This is a genomic window from Dyella jiangningensis, assembly GCF_003264855.1.
In the GTDB taxonomy this organism is placed as follows: domain Bacteria; phylum Pseudomonadota; class Gammaproteobacteria; order Xanthomonadales; family Rhodanobacteraceae; genus Dyella; species Dyella jiangningensis_C.
Genome location: NZ_NFZS01000005.1, coordinates 285,188 through 305,602, shown reverse-complemented (window position 1 = coordinate 305,602; position 20,415 = coordinate 285,188). Strand labels below are relative to the sequence as shown.

The window sequence follows — 20,415 nt, the reverse complement described above, 5'->3', positions numbered from 1 at the left end:
CATTTATCGCACGAGGAAGCACGCAGCGATGTGTTCGATTACATCGAGATTTTCTACAACCGGCAACGCCGACATGGACATCTGGGTGGCCTTGCGCCAATGATGTTCGAGGCGGCTAACTCAAAATCCAGCAGCTAACCGTCTACGAAAGCGGGGGCGTACCATGTTGCATATTGGTCCCGGCAATATTGAGTCTTTCACCGGAAGAATTTATAACAATGTTTTAAAGGTGAAAGATAGCTGCCTAATAAGTGGTAAGTTCCATTTTAATAAAGGCGATATTATTTATGGAAAAATTAATCCTCAACTAGCCAAGTATATTATCGCCGACTTCGAAGGGCTTGCTAGTGCTGATGCTTATGTTTTAAATGCTAAAAATGGAGTGGTGCAAAATTATCTATTTGCAGTACTTCAAACCGAAGACTTTTATAAGTATTCAGTTTCTGTTTCAGCGCGTACGGGTATGCCGAAGATTAACAGGGATGAGCTAAATGCTTACAGATATAAAGCACCGGGCGAACCAGAGCAAGTAAAAATCGGCATCTACTTTCGCACTCTCGACGCACTGATTTCCCAACACGCCACCCAGCTCCAAAAGCTTCAGCAGATTAAATCCGCCTGCCTGGAAAGGATGTTCGTCTAAATGGCGTACCAATTACCCATGACCACCTTCTCCAGAGAATCCGAATTTGAAACCGCCGTGATCCACGAGCTGCGCCAGCGCGGCTGGGGCGATGCGGAAGTCATCAAGAATCCGAGCGAGGCAGACTTGCTGGCCAACTGGAAGCAGATACTTTTTGAGAACAATCGCGGGGTCGATCGGCTCAATGAGGTGTCGCTGACTGACAGTGAGATGCAGCAGATCATGGAGCAGATCACCGCCCTGCGCACCCCGCTTAAGCTCAACGGTTTTATCAATGGCAAAACCGTCGCCATTATCCGCGACAACCCGGAGGATGCGCTGCACTTCGGCAAGGAAGTGAGCCTGAAGATCTACGACCGCCACGAGATTGCCGCGGGCCAGAGCCGCTACCAGATCGTGCAACAGCCACGCTACGCCCGGGGCTCGCAACTGCTTAACGATCGGCGGGGCGACCTGCTGCTGCTCATCAATGGCATGCCGGTGATCCACATCGAGCTGAAGAAGAGTGGCGTGCCAGTGAGCCAGGCCTACAACCAAATCCAAAAGTATTCGCAGGAAGGTATTTTTAGCGGCCTCCTTTCTCTTATTCAGATCTTTGTGGCGATGGAGCCGGCCGAGGCGCTTTACTTTGCTAATCCCGGGCCGGATGGGAGGTTTAACAAGGACTACGCCTTCCACTGGGCAGACTTCAACAACGAGCCGATCAACGATTGGAGGACCTTCGCGTCCAGCCTGCTCTCCATCCCGATGGCTCATCAGTTGATTGGCTTTTACACCGTGGCCGATGAGTCAGACGGCGTGCTGAAGGTGATGCGCAGTTATCAGTACTACGCCGCGCATGCCATCTCTGACAAAGTTGCTAAGACCGACTGGAAAAACCCGAGCCGCCTGGGAGGCTACATCTGGCACACCACCGGCTCGGGCAAGACGATGACGAGCTTCAAGTCGGCTCAACTTATCGCCAATTCCAAAGATGCGGATAAGGTGGTGTTCCTCCTCGATCGTGTCGAGCTGGGTACGCAGACACTGCAGGCCTACCGCAACTTCGCTGGGGACTGCAATGAAGTGCAGGCCACGGAACACACGGGCGTGCTCGTCAAGAAACTTAAAAGCACCGACCCTGCCGACACCCTGATCGTTACCTCCATCCAGAAGATGAGCAGGCTCAAGGACGAAGAAGATGGCCTCAAGGCGCACGATCTGGACACTATGCGCGCCAAGCGCATAGTGTTCATCGTTGATGAATGCCACCGCAATACCTTCGGCGATATGCTCATTGATATCAAAATGAGCTTTTCCGGCGCGGTATTTTTTGGCTTCAGCGGCACGCCCATCCACAAGGAAAACATCCGCAAGAACAACACCACCACCGATGTTTTCGGCGATGAGCTGCATCGCTACAGCATTTCCGATGGCATCCGCGACAAGAACGTCCTCGGCTTCGACCCCTACCAAGTGCTTACTTACCGCGACCGCGATCTACGGCAGGCAGTCGCGCTGGAAAAGGCCAAAGCAACCACGGTGGCTGACGCGCTTGCGGATGCCGCGAAGAAGAAGGTCTTCAATCGTTACATGAGAGATGTGCCGATGGCCGGATACCGGAATGCCTCTGGCGTTTATCAATCTGGAATCGAAGACTATCTTCCTAACACCCAATACGGCCGAGACGAGCACCGGAACGCGGTGATTCAAGACATTGCCGAAAATTGGGCCGTCCTGAGCCAAGGTGGTAAATTTCACGCCATTTTTGCCACTAGCAGCATCCCGGAAGCGATCATTTACTACCGTCTGAAGAAGGCGCAGTGTCCGGAGCTAAAAATCACCGCGCTCTTCGATCCTCATATCAGTGATGAAGACGGTAGCGGCGATCCTGTTTTCAAAACGAACGGGCTAGTAGAGATCATCGAAGACTACAACTCAGCCTACGGGCAGAAGTTCGACCTCGGCACGCACGCGAATTTCAAGAAGGACCTTGCCGCTCGTCTTGCGCACAAAGCACCCTACATTCGTATCGAGGCCGAGCCGGGAAAGCGACTCGATCTCTTGATTGTTGTGAATCAGATGCTTACCGGCTTCGACTCGAAGTGGGTGAACACCCTCTACCTCGACAAGCTGTTGGAGTACGAAAACATCATTCAGGCGTTCTCGCGCACCAATCGCCTGTTCGGGCCGGATAAGCCCTTTGGCACCATCCGTTACTACCGCAAGCCCCACACGATGACGCGCAATGTTGCTGCTGCCGTGAAACTCTATTCCGGTGACAGACCGATTGGCCTGTTTGCCGATCGCTTGCCGATGAACTTGGAGCGGATGAAGGCAAGCTTTGCCGAAATCAGCGCTATATTTGGCGCGGCAGGTATCCAGGATTTCACGAAGCTACCTGACGACCTCACGGCGCGCGCGGCCTTCGCAAAGGAATTCAATCAATTCAGCGCCATCCTGGAAGCTGCGAAGATACAGGGCTTTACCTGGGAGAAATCGATTTACGAGTTCGGCGACGATCCCAAGACGCAAATCCAATTGCCCATCAGCCACCACCAATATCTGACGCTTCTGCAACGCTACAAAGAACTGGGTGCGGGTGGCGGTAGTGGTGGGGAGAGCATTCCCTTCGACATCGATGGCCACATCACCGAGATCGATACAGGCAAGATCGACGCGGACTACATGAACTCGCGCTTTGCGAAATTTCTCAAAGTCTTGCGAGGTGGTGACGAGCAGGCCAAGGAAAGCACTTTGGCTGAGTTGCATCGTTCCTTTACGTCGCTCTCTCAGGAAGACCAAAAAATCGCAGAGATCTTTCTCCACGACATCCAGCGTGGTGATGTGCAGATCGACCCTCGCCGCACCTTCCGTGATTACTTGACCGACTACAAAGCAGAGGCCACAAACAAAGAGGTTGCAGAAATCGTCTCTTGCTTAGGCCTGGACCGCACCAAGCTCATCGCTCTGATGAATACCCTGGTCACTGATGCCAACCTTAATGAGTATGGCCGCTTTGATGATCTGCGGGGAACCGTGGACCAGCAAAGGGCAAAGGCCTACTTTGAAGGCCTGGAAGGTGCATCGCTGCCGATGTTCCGGGTCAATATTAAAGCTGCCAAGCTTCTGAAGGACTTTCTCCTTCGAACGGTATCAAGTTGAAGGAAGCCAGTTACGAAGGAGTCGCATGGAAGCACACCAAGAACGCGGTCAATGTGAGCTATCAGTGAAAGCTGGCAAGAGAACTACACTCTGACTCGGTTTTGCAGGCCAGCCGGCGAGTCATCAAAATTGCGCTGCTAGTTTCAGAATCGCGCGCTGTGCCGCAACCACGTCGCGCTCACTACGGACAGACACGTACAGGGGAAGACGCAATATGGCTTTGGTGGCTCCGGGCTATGACTACTCGGCGGTATTGACCGCTGCAAAGGAATGGATTGCGCGATGCCTCGTAAACGACGGCTCCATGTTCTTCGGGCAAGCGCTGTGGACGGCCGATAACTTCCAGGCCTTGCATGTCCACTACGTTCAACGACTGGATACTGGCGAAGGTTCCTTTCTTGGAAAGCTCCATGCTCAACTGAATGACGCGCCGCCTGACGCAAAGTTGTTGATGGCTGAAATCTATTGGGCCATGCAGCTGTTTCCGAACAACTCGTTGCCTGAGACCAAGGCCGCTCAGATTCGACAGATCGCGTCCTGGGCGGACGAAACGATCGAACTTGATTGCCGTTGGCTTGAGAAGGATGTTCTGGCGGGCATCGGCTCCTCGGGTCCCGGTTACAGCACGCACTTCTGGCGCGAACTTGTCTTCGTAATTCGCCTATGTCAGCGCCTGAAGTCGCTTGAACAGGGCGAACGTGTGTCACTTTTCGAGCGCTACGATGCTCTGGCCGATCTGTTGGCGGACGAGACGCGATCCGACGACCGCCAGTTCCGCCACATGATGCGCTTTTTTGCGTTTCCCGAACGAGTGGAACGCATGTCCAGCAACCGCAACCGGATCGACGTGCTGGCTGCCTTCGGTGTGGCCGATCGCCGCGCGATATCAGGATGGTCGGATGTGGATCTCGACAATGCCCTGCTAGACCTGCGGATGCGCCTTGGCGAAGAGTTGGGCACGCAAGTACTGGATTTCTACGATCCGCCGCTCATATCACGCTGGAAACCGGATATTCCTCAGCCCAACGATCCGGAGCCGGAAGTCAACGAAGACACCGCGGCCTATGATTCAAGCGCCGCTCATTTGGGCTCGCCAGTCAATCTGATCCTGTTCGGTCCACCAGGCACCGGCAAGACCCGACACATTGAGGGTCTGAAAGCGCTCTACAGTGATACGCTGGCCGATGTCGATCGGCCCGATTGGTTGCGCGGTCTGGTGAACGATATGGGCTGGCTGCCGGTGTTCGCCGCAGCGCTTGCTCACCTTGCGCAGCCCTCCACGGCCAGAGATATTGCAGGAGCCGAATTGTGCGTGGCAAAAGCGGCGCCGAGCCTGCGCAGGCCGCGCCAAGTGCCGCCGCCAGTCGCCATCTATTTGCAGGAACATGCGTCGGCGTCGCTGCAAAGCGCACCGAGCGTGACAAGGCGTGCGCCCGCAATCTTTGATCGCAGCGACGATGGCCGCTGGTTTCTCGTGGAGAACTGGCGTGAGCTGAGCCCTGAATCGGCGGCGCTGTTCGATGCATGGCAGCAGGGCCCCCAGCCTGGCGCGTCGGCCTTGCGGCGCTATCGCATGGTTACTTTTCATCCGAGCTACGGCTATGAGGATTTTATTGAAGGTATTCGTCCCGTCGAAGACGAAACGGGACAAGTCGCGTTTCGTCTGGTCGACGGCGTCTTCAAGCAGCTATGCGAGCAAGCAGCGAAGAACCCGCGGCACCGCTACGCGATGTTTATCGACGAAATCAACCGCGCGAACATATCCAAGGTTTTCGGTGAACTGATCACGCTGATCGAGTTGGACAAGCGCATCACCGTCGACGATCAAGGAAGTATTGCAGGTTCAACGGTATACCTCCCTGGTTCGCAGAGGCACTTCGGAGTCCCCTCGAATGTGGACATCTACGGCACGATGAATACCGCCGATCGCTCTATTGCACTGATGGATGTCGCCCTTCGTCGCCGCTTCACCTTCCGCGAAATGTCGCCAAGCTACGACGTGCTCGGCATTACGCGTGATGGCATCGACCTTTCCCGGCTCTTGAAGATTGTGAATGCACGCATCCAATACCTCCTGGATCGCGAGCACTGCTTAGGGCATGGATACCTGACTTCAGTGGATGCTGCCGATGGGCTCGCTCGAATGTTTGCCTTTCAAATCATCCCGCTCCTTCAGGAGTATTTCTTTGACGACTGGAGCAAGATCCGCCTGATACTTTCCGGCGTAAACGGCGATTGCCCATTTCTGGTCGATGAGACAACAAGGGCAACAGAACTATTTCCGGGAGTATCCGTGAACGAGTTGCCGATCCAACAAACGCGCTATCGCGTAACCGATCCGGACACCTGGACGGTCGCGCATTTCGTCTCGCTCTACGCTTAGTGCGGGCACTAAGCATGGCATCGCCTGCATCGCTGGCCGTTCTCGAACACGAGTTTCTTCCGTATTCGTCGCGGACTGGCGTAACCAGCCATCTGAGCGAGCGAGATGTCAGAGCCCTGCATGAGGCAAACGTATCACGGCCTGGCTTTTGCGAGTTCCTCGCCGATGGCGTCAGGTTCAATCAGTTCTGCGGCATCGTGGGATTTCAATCCCGCTCACTGGAAATTCTTCCGAAGGTCGGAGGACAGGATCATCCCGATTCGTGCCGCAGCGTGCTTTTGCGATGTCTTCAGGATGCAGGGCTGGCGCCTCGTCGCCTTCGAAGCGAAGCCGCGCAGGCTTTGAACTCGGCGACTCTGTTGGACGCATTTATAGGTGCCTATCTGGACGAAGTGGCGGTGCTTCTTCAACAAGGGCTTTACAAGCGATATAGGACTGATCACGAGGATCTTCACGTCGTACGCGGCAAAGTCGTTTTTCGAAGGCAAGCCGCCGCGTTGGCCAACCGACCGGACGTGATTCATTGTGCCTTCGACGAGCTAACTTCAGATAATGCTCTCAATCGCTTATTGAAGTATGCGCTCCACCTTGTCTCAAGGGCAGCACGTGGCCAATTGCAAAAACGGTCACTTACGCAGTTATGGTCGTTTGTCGATATTGCGGACATGGTTCACCATGGCAAGGCACTGTCATCATTGACGTTCGACCGGCAAAGCGAGCGTTACCGTAGTGCATTCCAGTGGGCGTGTTGGATCGTACAGTTGCTCTCGCCATCGTTGCGTTCCGGCGCTACGCAGGCGCCAAGCCTTCTCTTTGATATGAACAAGGTCTTTGAAGGACTCGTTTCGCGGAAGATCCATCACGATCTGGCCTATCTTGGTGGCCAAGTGGACGCGCAGGATGTGGGTACGTGCTTGGCCACCTATGCCGGTAGTGCGGCTGTTGGGTTGAGGCCCGACTTTGTGGTGCGCAAAGCCGGTGGCATACGTGCGATTGTCGATGCGAAATGGAAACATTTGCGGTTAGACGCATCTGGTTTTCCACGGCCGTCAGAGAAGGACGTGTACCAGATGCTTGCCTACGCAGCCGCCTACAAATGTCACGACTTGATACTGGTCTATCCCTGGCATGAAGGCCTTTCGCGGGCACGAAGGGCGCCACTGCTCTTGCCCATGATTCACGGCACACAGGTGAGAGTTGAATTGGAATTTATCGATATCGCTGACCCGAGCTATGCAGTGGTGCAATCCAGGTCCGGCACTCATGCAGGCATCTGGACGAATTTGCTCGATCGGGAAGGTAGGCTCTCCGCTGAAGGCCGCGGAGGCAAATCAACTTCATAGCTCGTTCTGAAGAAGCCGCAAGTGCGCTTTGCACCTGTAGTCTAACGTTGACATGCGGCTTGGCCAGTGTTTGCGCACTTGCCACATTCCCTTGAGCGGACATTCTCGACACTTGGGCCTGACAGACGATGCGGGTGCTCGCCGCTAGCTTCGGGTTGTCGTTCGCGGCGTTTCGAAGCGTTCTGCGAGTGGCCATGACATGCAAGTCATGTGGCGCGGGCTGTGAACGCAGTCGACACCCATGGCCCCGCCAGCCGTTACCCATATCAGCAGAGTCGGTCGTAACTAGGGCGCCCGCGTTACATGCGCAGGGCCCGTGTGTCCATACCAGGAGATTCGACATGAGAGAGCTTGATCTTGAGGAAGTGCAAGCCGTCAGTGGTGGTCTTGATCCGGATACCGGTGCGTTGGCCATTATCGGGCTTAGCCTGATGGGTGGTCCGTTCACGCTTGGATTTGGCATGTCCATCGGCATTGGTATCTTGCTCCGCTAGTGGCGGTGTAGCAGGCGATCGGCTGCACTTGATCGCCTGCTATTTGGACGAATCAATGTTGTGGCGACGATTACCGGGTCGCGGTCCTTTTGATCGATACGGTGGCATCTAATGGTCACGCTCTTGACGGCGTTCTTCTGTTCCCTCGCGTTGGTAGGCTTGATGGCGCTACTGACTCGGCGATGGATGAGGCGTGTCAGGCACGATCGGTCGGAAGCGTCCCTGCTACGCACTGCAATGAAAGCAGCGGCGGCAGTGACCATTGTCGCGATGTGCGTCGCGTATCAGCTGGCCGGCGGTAACGACAGGAAATGGGCGGCCATAGTTGCAGTGTCAGGAGGAGCACTGGTCATGCTGGTGATCTGGGAGAAGCGGCGTCGGCTGCTGATTGCCGAGCGTATTCGTAAGATCGGAATCAACGCCTGACTCGCATTTGGCCTGTGGTCTAACACTGACACGCAACCCGCCCAGTGTTCTCGCACCCGCAACAATCCACTTGGAGTACATCCATCCCGCAATAGCCTGACAGACGATGCGCGTGCCGATCGTTAGCTTCGGGTAGTCACTCGCACCGTCTTTTTCAAAGGGCCTCGCGAGCGACCATGACCGTCAAGTCATGAAGCGCGAGCCGTGAGTGCGACAACACCCACGACCCGCTAACCATCACCAACCTACGAGTTGATCATGGCTAACCGCGATCATACGGTACGCGTTCGCTCGTCAGTTCCCGCTGACGACACCCTCACTGGCTCGCCCGATGACCTTTCTCCGATAGGCGTCGCGTGGCCCGAAACCTTCCGTCGAGGCACCCGTGCGGACATCGCCTTGGCGATACTTGCACTGACACGCATGCGCCATGATAGCGAGCGATGCCGCAAGGCGCAGGCTCGCGGTTTTCCCGTCAGGCCCTTGGTTTGGCCGCTTTCCGTGGCGGAAACCGCCAGTCTCGGCACGGCCATCCAGTGCCTGCAGCAGTACGCCAGGCTGCTCGGTCATGAGCCACCGGTGAACCCTCCACTCGTCCAATGATTGCCCCGTGCGGCGTATCGGCCGGCATGGCGATGCGCCGCCACTTCGCGATCGCTGACGTGGCCACCAGGCATTCACTGACGCGAATGGTCGTAAGCGCCCGCCCCTTCTAAGGGCGTGCCCGACAGGGAAGGGAGTCCATGGAACTGATCAAGCTCACGCCTCGCCTTGGCGTGGATCCGTCGCTGCGCCTGCGCTCGCCCGGAGAGGTGCTGTCGCACGACTACATGCGTCCGGAATCGATCAACCCCGCGCAGCTTGCGCGTCGTACCGGCATCCAGGCACGACACATCAAGGAACTCATCGCCGGTTCCCGGCGCGTCACGCCCAAGTACGCGATACGGCTGGCTGCGGTGCTGCCCACGTCGGCGCTCTATTGGCTGGTGTTGCAGGCGCGGTACGACCTGGCGCGCGAGGAGCGCGATATCGCTACTACGGTCCCTATGCTCGATCCGCCCTCCCGTCGTTCCTGAAAGGATGGAAGTCCCATGTGCCTCATCAAGCTCGATCCGTCGATGGAATTTGACGCACCGGAGCCACTGCGCAGCCCCGGCGACGTATTGTTGAATGACCACCTCAAGGCTCGCGCCATGTCGCTCGCATGGCTCGCGCGTCGCACCGGCATTTCCGTGTCCACGTTGAGGCAGATCACCCGCGGCGAGCGACGCATCAACGCCAGATTCGCGATGCGCCTTGCATGCGTGATGGACCCCACGCCAGCCTATTGGCTGACGCTGCAGGCGCGTTACGACCTGGCGACCTTGGAGTCTTGGTCGCACGTACGACGGCATCCCGAGTAACGAATTGCGGCCCGCGTTGCAGGCCGCTTGGGCACGGTCGGAGTAGAAGATGCGCGAGGCGGAGAGGCATCGAAACCGGCCGCGCCACATCGCATACGGCGTGTCGCTGCAAGCTACGGCATGTTTCCGGCCAAGTGTCCATCGTGCACCGCGGACACCAGTGCGATCCTCACGCCCGACGTCACCAGGCTCTGCGCTGCGCGGTCGGTGGTGTGCTTGATGATGGTGAGCAGACGCACGGCGCAGGGGTCGGTGAGGTGCGTGCATGCCATCAGCTTGGAGAATTGGGCGACCGCGTCCAGGTCGATCAGGGCCCAGTTGATGGCCATGTTGGCTCGCGCGGACAGCGTGTCGGCCTGCTGGGAGCGCCATTCGGCGAGGTCGGCCGCGAGGCCTTCGGCGGCCAGGCGGAGGGAATCGGCCAGCTCTTCGGACATGGTGCCGGCGTCGCAGGCTTCGGTGGCAATGGCGAGCAGCGACCGGGCGAGGTCGAGAGCGTCGGTGGCGGGATATAGGGTTTCGTTCATAGCGAACTCCGCCATGAAGGCTACTCACCGGCTGTTTCGGTGACGTCAACAGGGCGCGGGAGCGAGATTGTCGCTGCGCACGATGCGATAGGGCTTGCTTACGCAACCGTTCTACTTGCGGACCTAAACAATTGTTTGGACGGCTATTCGCAACGTGCTGTGCGACACGACGGGCGTTCGCGCTTGATGCATCTTCCTGAATCCAAGCCAATGTCCGGGCGAAATTCAGAGTGGGGCGCCCGGTCGCTTCAGCGGTTGCCCGGCGGTGGGTTGGCGAGCAGTCGCAATGCCTCATCGCGATCGGTGTTCGGCCCGGCTGGCGTATCGGCCAGCGACGTTCGTGCTTCGGCACGCAGACGGTTGGCGGAGGCTTTGTCGCCGAGCGTGGCGTCGATGCTTGCAAGGTCGGCCTGCAGACGCGCGATCAGCGCTGCCGACTTCGGTACCGTGGTGTTGGCGCCACCCAGTGCGTTGTCGAGGTGCCTCGCAGCCTCCTTGTGGCGGCCTAGCGCTTGCAGGATGTCGGCATACATCAGGCGCGCGCGAACCGACTTCTCGGAACCCTGGTCCGCCAGCGCCTGATACATGGTGACGGCTTGCCCGGCCAACAGGGCAGCCTGTTCCGGTTCGTGGCTGGCGGCCATGAGTTCGGCATCGACGGTCAATGCGAAGGCGGTGTCAGGGTGCGCGTCGTGGTGGCGGCGCCGTGCTTCAGACAGCGCGCCGTCGATGAGCGTTCGCGCTTCGTCCAGTTGGCCGCGGGCGATAAGGATTTCGGCTAGCACGGCGCGGTCGTAGCTGCGGCCGTTGTCGGCGTAGTCGGCGCCGAGCAGGCGCTGCTTGCGGTCGATGGCATCGCGCATGCCGGCTTCGGCGTCGGCGTAAGCACCTTGGCGGAAGCGGATCTTGGCGATGTTGCTGATGCTCACCGCTTCGTTGAGCGCCGAGGCGGGCTTGAGCGCTTCATCCACGGCGATCGATTTCGTGTAGAACGCTTCGGCCTCGGGAAACTTTCCCTCGAGCGTGAACACGCCACCGAGATCGTTGAGGTGCCAGGCGGTGTGGGCATTGGGATGCGTGTAGGCGTTGGCGTCGATGTCCAGCGCATCGCGCATGAGTTGTTCGCTCTCGCCGTACTGGCCGAGCTTGGTCAGTGCGGATACGAGAATGGCGATGGTATCGGCGACGTCGGCGTGCCGTGCACCGAGATGTTCGCGCTTGCGTGCCAGTGCTTCGCGCAGCAGCGGTTCGGCGCGATCCGAACGACCGGCATCCTCGTAGATCCAGCCGAGATTGAGCACGGCCTCGGTCAATGCTTCGCTGTCGGCGGGCAGGATGCGGCGCGCCAGCGCCACGTCTTTCTCGCCGAGGTCGATGGCCTTGTGCGATTCGCCCGCGCGCTCGTCCAGGCCGGCCAGCCACGCGAGCGCCTGCACCTCTTCGGGCGAATCGCGATTCGGTCCGGTGTCGAAGGCATCGATGGCGCCTTGCAGTCGCGCGGTGGCCTCGCGCACGCGGCCGAGTTCATCGGCTTCCTTGGCGAGCAGGTATTCGATGTGCAGGGTGCGCCGGTCGGTGGCGCCGAACTGCGACTTTGCCAGCGCGGCGGCTTCTTCCAGCGGTTGCCATGCGCGTTCGGGATGGCCGCTGCGGCGATCCAGGTCGCCGACCAGCGCGAGGATCTCGGCGCGAAGCGCGGGTTGCATGGCGAAGTCGCGCTCGGCGCGTTCGCGACCGCGTGCCAGCAGTTCTTCCGCGGTTTCGTTGGCCTCGGTGCCGTGCGCGGAACTGTCGAACAAGCCTTCCATGAAGGTCTTGAGTGCGTCGGCGCGTTGCGCTTCGCTTTCGGCGGCCGTGGCTTGTGCCCGCGCCTCCTGCGCCGCGTGTCCTGCACGGCGCGCCTCGTACAGGCCGACGATGGTGGCGGTGGCGAGCAGCAGGGCGACCACGGCGCCGAGGGAGACGCCCAGCGCGTGTCGTCGGACGAAGGTCAGTGCGCGATAGGCAAGCGTGTCCGGGCGCGCCTGCAGTGGCATGCCGTCGAGATAGCGCTGGATGTCCGCGCCGAGGGCCGCCACGCTCGCGTAGCGACGGGAAGGCTCCGCTCGCGTCGCCTGCTGCACGATGGCGTGGAGATCGATGCCTAGCGTGCGTCGCAAGGCCTCGTCATCGAAGGTGGCTTCCTTCGCCAAGGCGTGGTCGTCAGTGCGATAGGGATGCCGCCCGCAAAGCAGTTCGGCCAGCAGCACGCCGAGCGAGTAGACGTCGATGGCGGTGGTGGCGACCTCGCCCGTCAATTGCTCGGGCGCCGCGTAGGAGCGCGTGAGGCGTCGCGCTTCGGTGCGCGTGCTCTCGACGTCGCCGGTCAACAGCTTGGCGATGCCGAAATCCACCAGCTTCACGCCGCCATCCGCGCCCACCAGCACGTTGCTCGGCTTGAGGTCGCGATGCACGATCAGGCTGCGATGCGCATGTTCCACCGCCGAGCACACGTCGATGAACAGCGCCAGGCATGCGCGCATGGAAAGGTTTTGGCGCGCCGCATGCGAAACGATGTCTTCGCCGGCGACGAATTCCAGCGCGAGGAACGGCGTGCCGGTAGGCGAGAAGCCGGCGTCGAGCAGTTGCGCGATATGTGGATGCTGCAGGCGCGCCAGGATGTGCTGCTCGCGCAGGAATCGGCGGCGCTCGTCGGCGTCGTGCACATCGATGCGCAGCAGCTTGAGTGCAACCTTCTGCGGACCGCCGGGCAGTTCGCGTTCGGCTTCGAACACGCTGGCCATGCCGCCCGCGCCGACGAAACGCAGTACGCGATAACCCGGGATGATGGGCAGCGCATCGTCCCGTGTGGGCAGCCATTGGTCGATGCCGCGCTCGAGCGCAGCCACGCCGGGCGCGTTGTCCAGCGCCTGTTCCACCAGCACGCGCAGCGTGGGATCGACGCAGTGCGCGCGCAGCCAGTCGGCCCGCTCGTGCACGGGCACGTCGAACAGCTGGTCGATCAGCGGTTCGATCTCGTGCCATCGCTGGGAGAAGGCGAAGATCATCGGCCGTATGGGTTTCGTGCTCGCATGCCTGTATAGCGCAAGGAGCTGGCCGCGAGCGACACGGCTCAGCCGCCCGGCATCAGGCAGGCGGAGAGAAAGGTGCGCGCCTTCAGCCAGTCCCGCTCGACGGTGCGCGCGGTGACGCCGAGTGCGTCGGCGATCTCCGGGCTCGACAGGTCCGCGAACAGGCGCAGCTCGGCCACGCGCGCGAGGCGCTCGTCGGTGTCGGCCAGCCGCTTCAGTGCCTCGTCGATGGCGAGCACGTTGAGGATGTCTGACGGATCTTCTGGCGCGGTCATCTCCGGCGCCTGGCGCTTCTGTGCCTTCCTGCGGCGCGCATGGTCGATCAGCAGGTGGCGCATCACCTGGCTCATGTAGGCGTACAGGTGCGCCCGGTCGGTGAAGACGAGGCCGTCGTGGCTGACCAGCTTCAGGTAGGCCTCGTGCACCAGCGCCGTGGTCTCCAGCGTATGCGCCGCTTCATGGGCGCGCTGGTGACGGGCGAGGCGGCGCAGCGTGGCGTAGACCTTGGGGATGAGCGCATCGAACGCGGCGGCATCGCCGTTGGCGGCGCGTGAAAGCACTTCGGTGATCTGCGACTCCGCATTCATGCGCGCCGGTGCCTCGGCGCGCGTGTCGGTGCCCGCATCCCTTTTGCGCTGTAAGAGGAGATGGCGCAGTTCGAAACCGACGCAGACCCAGGGAATGCCATCGCCCGTCGCATCCACAAGAGGATAGAGATCATGTCGAATCATCGCGCTACGTATGGCCGGCTCACAAGGGCCGCAGGTTTCTTCGCGCTGGCTTTCGCAGGCCTGACCGGCGTCGCCATGGCTGAGGCTGGCTCGGCCGATTCCGTCACCACTTACACCTATCAGACGCTCGACGTGCCCGGTTCGTCGTCGACCATCTTCTGGGGCATCAACGATTTTGGCGAACTGGCCGGCCAGTTCGCGGTCAATGGGGGCGTGCCGCACGCCATGGTGTATCGCCGCGGTCATTTCGAACCGCTCGATCCCGCCGTGCTGGGCACGTACTTCAGCGCTGCCGGCGGTCCGAACGACATGGGCTGGACCTATGGCGCCTATGCCGATGCGTCGGGCACGCAGCATGGTTTCGTGATGCGCGGCCACCATTTCGTGAACGTGGATTTCCCCGGCCATGTCGGCTCGAACGTGGATGGCTACAACGAGTTCGGCACCATCCTCGGCGTGTACTGGGATGCCGACGGCGCATTCCACGGCATCATCCGTCGCGGCAAGCAGTGGGACACGCCGTTTGACGTGGAAGGTTCGGCGGAAACCTACCCGCTGGGCATCAACGATCTCAACGAATCGGTCGGTTACTGGGATACCAACCCGAAGGCGCCGGCGCCGCACGGCTTCTATCGCGACGCGAACGGCAAGATCACCACCATCGACGTGCCGGGCGCCGACAACACCGTGGTATTCGCCATCAACGACGTGGGCCAGAAGGCCGGCTACTACTGGAGCGCCCACGGCCATGATCACTCCTTCGTGGAAACCAACGGCCACTTCCAGACGCTGGACGTGCCCGGTGCCGTGAGCACGCTCGCCACCACCATCAACAATTTCGGCGTGGTGTCCGGTTATTACACGGATGCAAACCACCAGCAGCACGGTTTCGTCGCCACGCCCAGCCACTGAAACACGCGCGTCACATGGGAAGGCCTCGCGAGCGCGGGGCCTTCCTGTGCGAACGTCCGTGGACACCGGCGCGACTGTCCGGACATCGTCCGCGGACAGTGCATGCGGTGCGCATGCTTTTCAGAAAATGGCTTGGTGGCGCGGTTTTCCAGACGTCTTCCGGGTTGGCACGGCGATTGCTCTATCTACATCGAGAGCAAAAATCCACCCATCTGGAGAGCCGCCATGAAATTCGAGAACCTGATCCTCAATAGCCTGTACGTCGCCTGCTTCGCCCTGTGCGTGCTCACCGTCGGCGCCATGATCACCACCACGCCGGCCTCCGTGGCAGCTGCCGTCGCCACCCAGTCGAGTGTTGCCGCTTCGGCCGATTTCAACGGATAAGAAGGACAGGGACTTTCCCTGTCCGCTCCCGGGGCCCTGCGTGTACGCTGCGTGTTCGAACCACACCGATTCGACGCTGCAACGACCGCCGCAAGGCAGGATTTACGGATGAAGGCCCTGGATCTCGACGCCGTCAACGCTTTTGTGTTTGTTGCCGATCTGCAGAGTTTCACGCGCGCAGCGCAGGCGATGGGTACCACCCAATCCGCCATCAGCCTGAAGCTGCGCCGCCTGGAGGAACATCTCGGCCGACGCCTGCTGGAACGCACGCCGCGACAGGTGCGCCTGTCGGCCGATGGGGCTGTCTTCCTCGATGCCGCGCGTACGCTTATCGGTGCGCATGAACGCGCCGTTTCCTCCTTCTTCGTCGAACAGCGGCGCCTGGTCATCGGCGTGAGTCACCTGATTGTCGGCAGCGAATTGCCGTCCCTGCTTCGCCGCATGAGCGAACACGACCCGAACCTGGTGATCGAAATGCGCGTGGCCGGTTCGCGCGACGTGATGCAGGCCTATGAAGAAGGCACGCTGGACGCCGCCATGGTGGTGCAGCCGCAGCATCGCCGGCACGACGGCGAAACGCTCTTCACCGAGCGCTTCGCGTGGATCGCCGCCGCTGGCTGGCAACCGGTGCCCGGCCAGCCGCTGCCGCTGGCGACCCAGGGCGAGTCCTGCAGCATCCGCGCCGCCGCCGTGCAGGCGCTGGATGAGGCAGGCATCGCCTGGACCGAAGTATTCGTGGGCAAGGGCGCGGCGGTGGTGGGCGCCGCGGCGGCCGCCGGCCTCGCCATCGCCCTGATGGCGACCCGCACGGCGCCGAGCGGCACGCTGGACGTCGGCCCGGCCTTGTCGCTGCCCGAGCTGCCCACGCAGGACGTGGTGCTGTATTCGGCGTTGAACGACCCCCGCTCGCGCCATGCCCTGCAGACGCTGGCGGCGGCATTCAAGAGCCTGTCGACGGGCTGAGGGGCATCGCGCGTAGCCAAACGCGTGGGTGCAACGCTCAGTCGACGCGTTGCCAGACCACCTCGCCATGGGCGCCGTCGCCCGAGCCACTGCTGGGCTTGGCCACGATATAGGTGAGCTGCTTGCCGTCGTGCGTGAAGCTGCTCTTGCCGTCGCGGCCGTTCCAGTTGGGGAAGGACGCCTGGTCGATGTGCGTCACGAGGCGGTTGTCCTCGACGCGGATGCTTCCGAAATGCGAGTTGCTGTCCAGCGAGGCCGCCCGATATTCCTCGGCGGTGCCCTTGGACTTGTCGCCGGCGGCGAACGGCGTGCGCTGCACGCGGGCGATATGCATCAAATAGTGCCCGTGGCCGTCGATCATCCACAGGCCCTGCGGATGCGGCCCGTAAAGCTCGACCCGGTGACCATCGGGATAGACGTTGTCGCAACGCACGAGCGTCCAGGTGCCGACCAGCCAGGCCGGCACGCTGGCGGTCTCCATGGTCGCCGTACCGGTGGGCTTCTCCTGCGGCTCGCCTGCATGGACGGCCGGCACGACAAGAGCCAATGCAAGCAGCGCGGGGGCAAGACAACGAAAACGGAACGGCATGGGGGAGTCCTTTGTGGGCGGGCAGTGCATCCTCAGGCTATGCGCGAGCCGGCGATGGAAACAGAGGCGCAGGCATATTTCAGCGATTGCGGATCGACATGATGCCGTCCCGAAGCAACCTCGCTTCGCTGTCACAAAGCCGCGGCCCGACGGCCAGGGCGTTTCTCGTCACAAAAACGTCACCGATGCCGAGGGGCCGCTGTGCTACATTTTTGAGCAAGCTGCGGGCCAAGTCCGCCGCTGTCACGGAGATGTTCGAGCAACGTCCACCGCCCTGAGCGGGCGGTATGTCTAGCCAGATGTTCCGGGAGCGCACGCGATGGCACTCACTCGCCGCGAGTTCATCAAGTTCACGGGCCTGGGCTTGGCCGCATCGAGCCTTGGCATGCTTGGTTTCGGGGCCGCGGGAGAGGCGCAAGCCGCTGCCGTGCGACCGTTCAAGCTCACCCACGCGACGGAAACGCGCAACACCTGCACGTACTGTTCCGTCGCCTGCGGCCTGCTGATCTACAGCATGGGGGATCGCGCCAAGAACGCGCATTCCAACATCATCCACATCGAGGGCGACCCGGATCACCCGGTGAATCGCGGCACGCTGTGTCCCAAGGGCGCGGCCTTGCTCGACGTGGTGCATGCGCCCACGCGATTGAAGACGCCGCGCTATCGGGCGCCGGGCGGCACCGATTTCAAGGAAGTCTCCTGGGACTTCGCACTCGATCGCATCGCGCGATTGATGAAGGACGACCGCGACAAGAATTTCATCGCGAAGAACGCCGCCGGCACCACGGTAAACCGCTGGACCAGCGTGGGCATGCTGGCGGCGTCGGCCTCTTCCAGCGAAACCTCCTATCTCACGTGGAAGGTGGTGCGCTCCCTCGGCATGGTGGTGTTCGACAACCAGGCGCGTGTCTGACACGGACCGACGGTGGCCAGTCTGGCCCCATCATTCGGTCGCGGTGCCATGACCAACACCTGGCAGGACATCAAGAACGCCAATGTCGTCGTCGTGATGGGTGGCAATGCCGCCGAAGCGCATCCCTGCGGGTTCAAGTGGGTGATCGAGGCGAAGATCGAGAACGGCGCCAAGCTCGTCGTGGTCGATCCGCGTTTCACGCGCACGGCTTCCGTCGCCGACTACTACGCGCCGATTCGCCCGGGTACCGACATCGCCTTCTTGAATGGCGTGATCCGCTACCTGCTGGAGAAGGACGCCATCCAGCACGAGTACGTGCGTTCGTACACCAATGCCGGCCTGATCGTGAAGGAAGGCTATAGCTTCCAGGACGGCCTGTTCAGCGGCTACGACGAAGAGAAGCACACCTACGACAAGTCGAGCTGGGACTACGAGCTCGACGAGAAGGGTTTCGCCAAGTCCGACGATAGCTGGCAGGACCCGCGCTGCGTGATCAACCTGCTCAAGCAGCACGTGTCGCGCTACACGCCGGAGATGGTGTCGCGCATCTGCGGCACGCCGCAGGACAAGTTCCTGCACGTGTGCGAGCTGTTCGCCAGCACCGCCGCGCCGGACAAGGCGATGACCAGCCTGTTCGCGCTGGGCTGGACGCAGCACTCGGTGGGCTCGCAGAACATCCGCACGATGGCGATGGTGCAGCTGCTGCTGGGCAATATCGGTGTGGCGGGCGGCGGCATGAATGCGCTGCGCGGCCACTCCAACATCCAGGGCCTCACCGACGTCGGCCTGCTGTCGAACCTGATGCCGGGCTACATGACCCTGCCCAACGACAAGGACACCAGCCTCGACGTCTACATGTCGACCAAGCAGTACAAGCCGCTGCGGCCGGGCCAGACCAGCTACTGGCAGAACTACCGCAAGTTCTTCGTGAGCTTCCAGAAGGCGATGTTCGGCGACGCCGCCACGCAGGAAAACAACTGGGCGTATGACTGGCTGCCGAAGCTGGACATCCCGCTGTACGACATCATCAAGGCGTTCGAGATGATGAACAACGGGCAGATGACCGGCTACATCTGCCAGGGTTTCAACCCGCTGCAGGCGTTCCCCGATCGCGGCCGCAGCCGTCGCGGCCTGAGCAAGCTGAAGTTCCTGGTGACGATGGATCCGCTGGACACGGAGACCTCGCGTTTCTGGCAGGACTTTGGGCCGCAGAACCCGGCGAAGTCGGCCGAGATCCAGACCGAGGTGTTCCAGCTGCCGACCACGTGTTTCGCGGAAGAGAACGGCTCGCTGGTGAATTCCGCGCGCTGGCTGCAATGGCACTGGAAGGCGGCGAATGGCCCGGGTGATGCGAAATCCGACATCTGGATCATGACCGGCATCTACAAGCGCCTGCTCGACCTGTATCGCAAGGAAGGCGGTGCGTTCCCCGATCCGCTGCTCAACCTCACGTGGAAGTACACCAACCCGGTCGATCCCGATCCGGAAGAACTGGCCAAGGAAATGAATGGTCGCGCGCTCGCCGATCTCACCGATGCCACCACCGGCGCGGTGACCAAGGCCGGCACCTTGCTGGATGGCTTCGCGCAGCTGCGCGACGACGGCACCACCATGTCGGGTTGCTGGATCTTCAGCGGTTGCTTCACCGAGAAGGGCAACCAGATGGCGCGTCGCGACGCCACCGATCCGCGCGAGCAGGGCATCGCGCCGAACTGGGCGTGGGCGTGGCCGGCCAACCGGCGCATCCTCTACAACCGAGCGAGCGCCGATCCCGAAGGCAAGCCGTGGAATCCGGCCAAGCCGGTGATCTCGTGGAACGGCACGCGCTGGGTGGGCATCGACACGCCTGACTACGGCCCCACGGTGAAGCCGTCCGACGGCGTCGGCCCGTTCATCATGAATGCCGAAGGCATGGGCCGCCTGTTCGCGCGCGATCAGATGGGCGACGGCCCGTTCCCGGAGCACTACGAGCCGCTGGAATCGCCCGTGGACAACGTGCTGCATCCGAAGGTGAAGTCGAACCCGGTGGCACGTGTGTTTCCCGACGATCGCGCGATGTTCGGCGACGCCAAGAGCTTCCCGTACGTGGCCACCACCTATCGACTCACCGAGCATTTCCATTTCTGGACCAAGCACGCACTGATCAACGCGATCCTGCAGCCGGAGGAGTTCGTGGAGATCGGCGAGGCGCTGGCGAAGGAGAAGGGCATCGCGCAAGGCGGTTGGGTGAAGGTGTCGTCCAAACGTGGCGAGGTGGTGTGCAAGGCCTATGTGACCAAGCGCATCAAACCGCTCACCGTCGACGGCAAACCCACGCACGTGATCGGCGTGCCGCTGCACTGGGGTTTCACGGGTCAGGCAAGAAAGGGCTACGGCGCCAACACCTTGACGCCGGCGGTGGGCGATGCGAACACGCAGACGCCCGAGTTCAAGGCATTCCTGGTCAATGTGGAAAAGACCAGCGCGCCGGCATCAGCCTGAGGAACGGA

At 60.9% G+C, this 20,415-nt stretch carries 17 protein-coding genes; 13 read left to right on the top strand and 4 right to left on the bottom strand.

The genetic code is table 11. The annotated features are described in order from the left end of the window. From CA260_RS19250 to CA260_RS19215, 9 genes are all read left to right on the top strand, one after another. Positions 1 to 138 (top strand): IS3 family transposase (locus CA260_RS19250; protein WP_146745388.1); only part of this gene is annotated, 138 nt, incomplete at its 5' end. A 25-nt stretch (positions 139 to 163) separates the two neighbouring features. Beyond that, positions 164 to 643, top strand: a complete 480-nt coding sequence (locus CA260_RS19245; protein WP_111984680.1) for a restriction endonuclease subunit S — start codon at positions 164 to 166, stop codon at positions 641 to 643. A gap of 18 nt (positions 644 to 661) precedes the next feature. Next, the gene (locus tag CA260_RS19240) at positions 662 to 3,787 is read left to right on the top strand and encodes a type I restriction endonuclease subunit R (protein ID WP_111984698.1); all 3,126 of its coding nucleotides are present in this window, start codon (positions 662 to 664) and stop codon (positions 3,785 to 3,787) included. A gap of 214 nt (positions 3,788 to 4,001) precedes the next feature. After that, positions 4,002 to 6,170, top strand: coding sequence for an AAA family ATPase (locus CA260_RS19235; RefSeq protein WP_111984679.1), 2,169 nt, complete (start codon positions 4,002 to 4,004; stop codon positions 6,168 to 6,170). A gap of 14 nt (positions 6,171 to 6,184) precedes the next feature. Continuing rightward, entirely contained in the window at positions 6,185 to 7,513 is a 1,329-nt protein-coding gene (locus CA260_RS19230) for an McrC family protein (protein WP_111984678.1), read from the top strand. Positions 7,514 to 7,854: 341 nt separating this feature from the next. After that, entirely contained in the window at positions 7,855 to 8,007 is a 153-nt protein-coding gene (locus CA260_RS21245) for a hypothetical protein (protein ID WP_172461925.1), read from the top strand. Positions 8,008 to 8,244: 237 nt separating this feature from the next. Continuing rightward, complete coding sequence (locus CA260_RS21010) at positions 8,245 to 8,433, top strand: hypothetical protein (RefSeq protein ID WP_146745387.1); 189 nt, start codon at positions 8,245 to 8,247, stop codon at positions 8,431 to 8,433. A 743-nt stretch (positions 8,434 to 9,176) separates the two neighbouring features. Next, the gene (locus CA260_RS19220; protein WP_111984676.1) at positions 9,177 to 9,509 is read left to right on the top strand and encodes a HigA family addiction module antitoxin; all 333 of its coding nucleotides are present in this window, start codon (positions 9,177 to 9,179) and stop codon (positions 9,507 to 9,509) included. A 15-nt stretch (positions 9,510 to 9,524) separates the two neighbouring features. Then, on the top strand, positions 9,525 to 9,836 hold the full coding sequence (locus tag CA260_RS19215; RefSeq protein ID WP_111984675.1) for a HigA family addiction module antitoxin: 312 nt from the start codon (positions 9,525 to 9,527) through the stop codon (positions 9,834 to 9,836). Positions 9,837 to 9,949: 113 nt separating this feature from the next. Here the strand turns inward: CA260_RS19215 and CA260_RS19210 are convergent, their stop codons facing one another. From CA260_RS19210 to CA260_RS21240, 3 genes are all read right to left on the bottom strand, one after another. Next, positions 9,950 to 10,363, bottom strand: a complete 414-nt coding sequence (locus CA260_RS19210) for a hypothetical protein (RefSeq protein WP_111984674.1) — start codon at positions 10,361 to 10,363, stop codon at positions 9,950 to 9,952. Between the two features lie 248 nt (positions 10,364 to 10,611). Beyond that, positions 10,612 to 13,410 (bottom strand): serine/threonine-protein kinase, encoded by a 2,799-nt coding sequence (locus tag CA260_RS19205; RefSeq protein WP_111984673.1) that lies wholly within the window; start codon positions 13,408 to 13,410, stop codon positions 10,612 to 10,614. A gap of 65 nt (positions 13,411 to 13,475) precedes the next feature. Then, on the bottom strand, positions 13,476 to 14,021 hold the full coding sequence (locus CA260_RS21240) for an ECF-type sigma factor (protein ID WP_172461924.1): 546 nt from the start codon (positions 14,019 to 14,021) through the stop codon (positions 13,476 to 13,478). Positions 14,022 to 14,153: 132 nt separating this feature from the next. On the opposite strand from CA260_RS21240, the gene CA260_RS21235 reads away from it, so the two are divergent. The 3 genes from CA260_RS21235 to CA260_RS19190 all read left to right on the top strand — a co-directional run bounded on the left by CA260_RS21235 (position 14,154) and on the right by CA260_RS19190 (position 16,424). Beyond that, positions 14,154 to 15,077 (top strand): hypothetical protein, encoded by a 924-nt coding sequence (locus CA260_RS21235; protein WP_172461923.1) that lies wholly within the window; start codon positions 14,154 to 14,156, stop codon positions 15,075 to 15,077. 225 nt (positions 15,078 to 15,302) lie between these two features. Further along, a complete protein-coding gene (locus tag CA260_RS21230) occupies positions 15,303 to 15,461 on the top strand; it encodes a hypothetical protein (RefSeq protein WP_172461922.1) in 159 nt (52 codons plus the stop codon). Positions 15,462 to 15,569: 108 nt separating this feature from the next. Further along, on the top strand, positions 15,570 to 16,424 hold the full coding sequence (locus tag CA260_RS19190; protein WP_111984670.1) for a LysR family transcriptional regulator: 855 nt from the start codon (positions 15,570 to 15,572) through the stop codon (positions 16,422 to 16,424). A gap of 37 nt (positions 16,425 to 16,461) precedes the next feature. Here CA260_RS19190 and CA260_RS19185 read toward each other — a convergent pair whose 3' ends face one another. Beyond that, the gene (locus CA260_RS19185; RefSeq protein ID WP_172461921.1) at positions 16,462 to 17,013 is read right to left on the bottom strand and encodes a lipocalin-like domain-containing protein; all 552 of its coding nucleotides are present in this window, start codon (positions 17,011 to 17,013) and stop codon (positions 16,462 to 16,464) included. A gap of 319 nt (positions 17,014 to 17,332) precedes the next feature. Here CA260_RS19185 and fdnG point away from each other — a divergent pair, with 319 nt between their 5' ends. Continuing rightward, positions 17,333 to 20,407 (top strand): formate dehydrogenase-N subunit alpha, encoded by a 3,075-nt coding sequence (fdnG, locus tag CA260_RS19180; RefSeq protein WP_111984668.1) that lies wholly within the window; start codon positions 17,333 to 17,335, stop codon positions 20,405 to 20,407. The last annotated feature ends 8 nt before the right edge of the window (positions 20,408 to 20,415 follow it).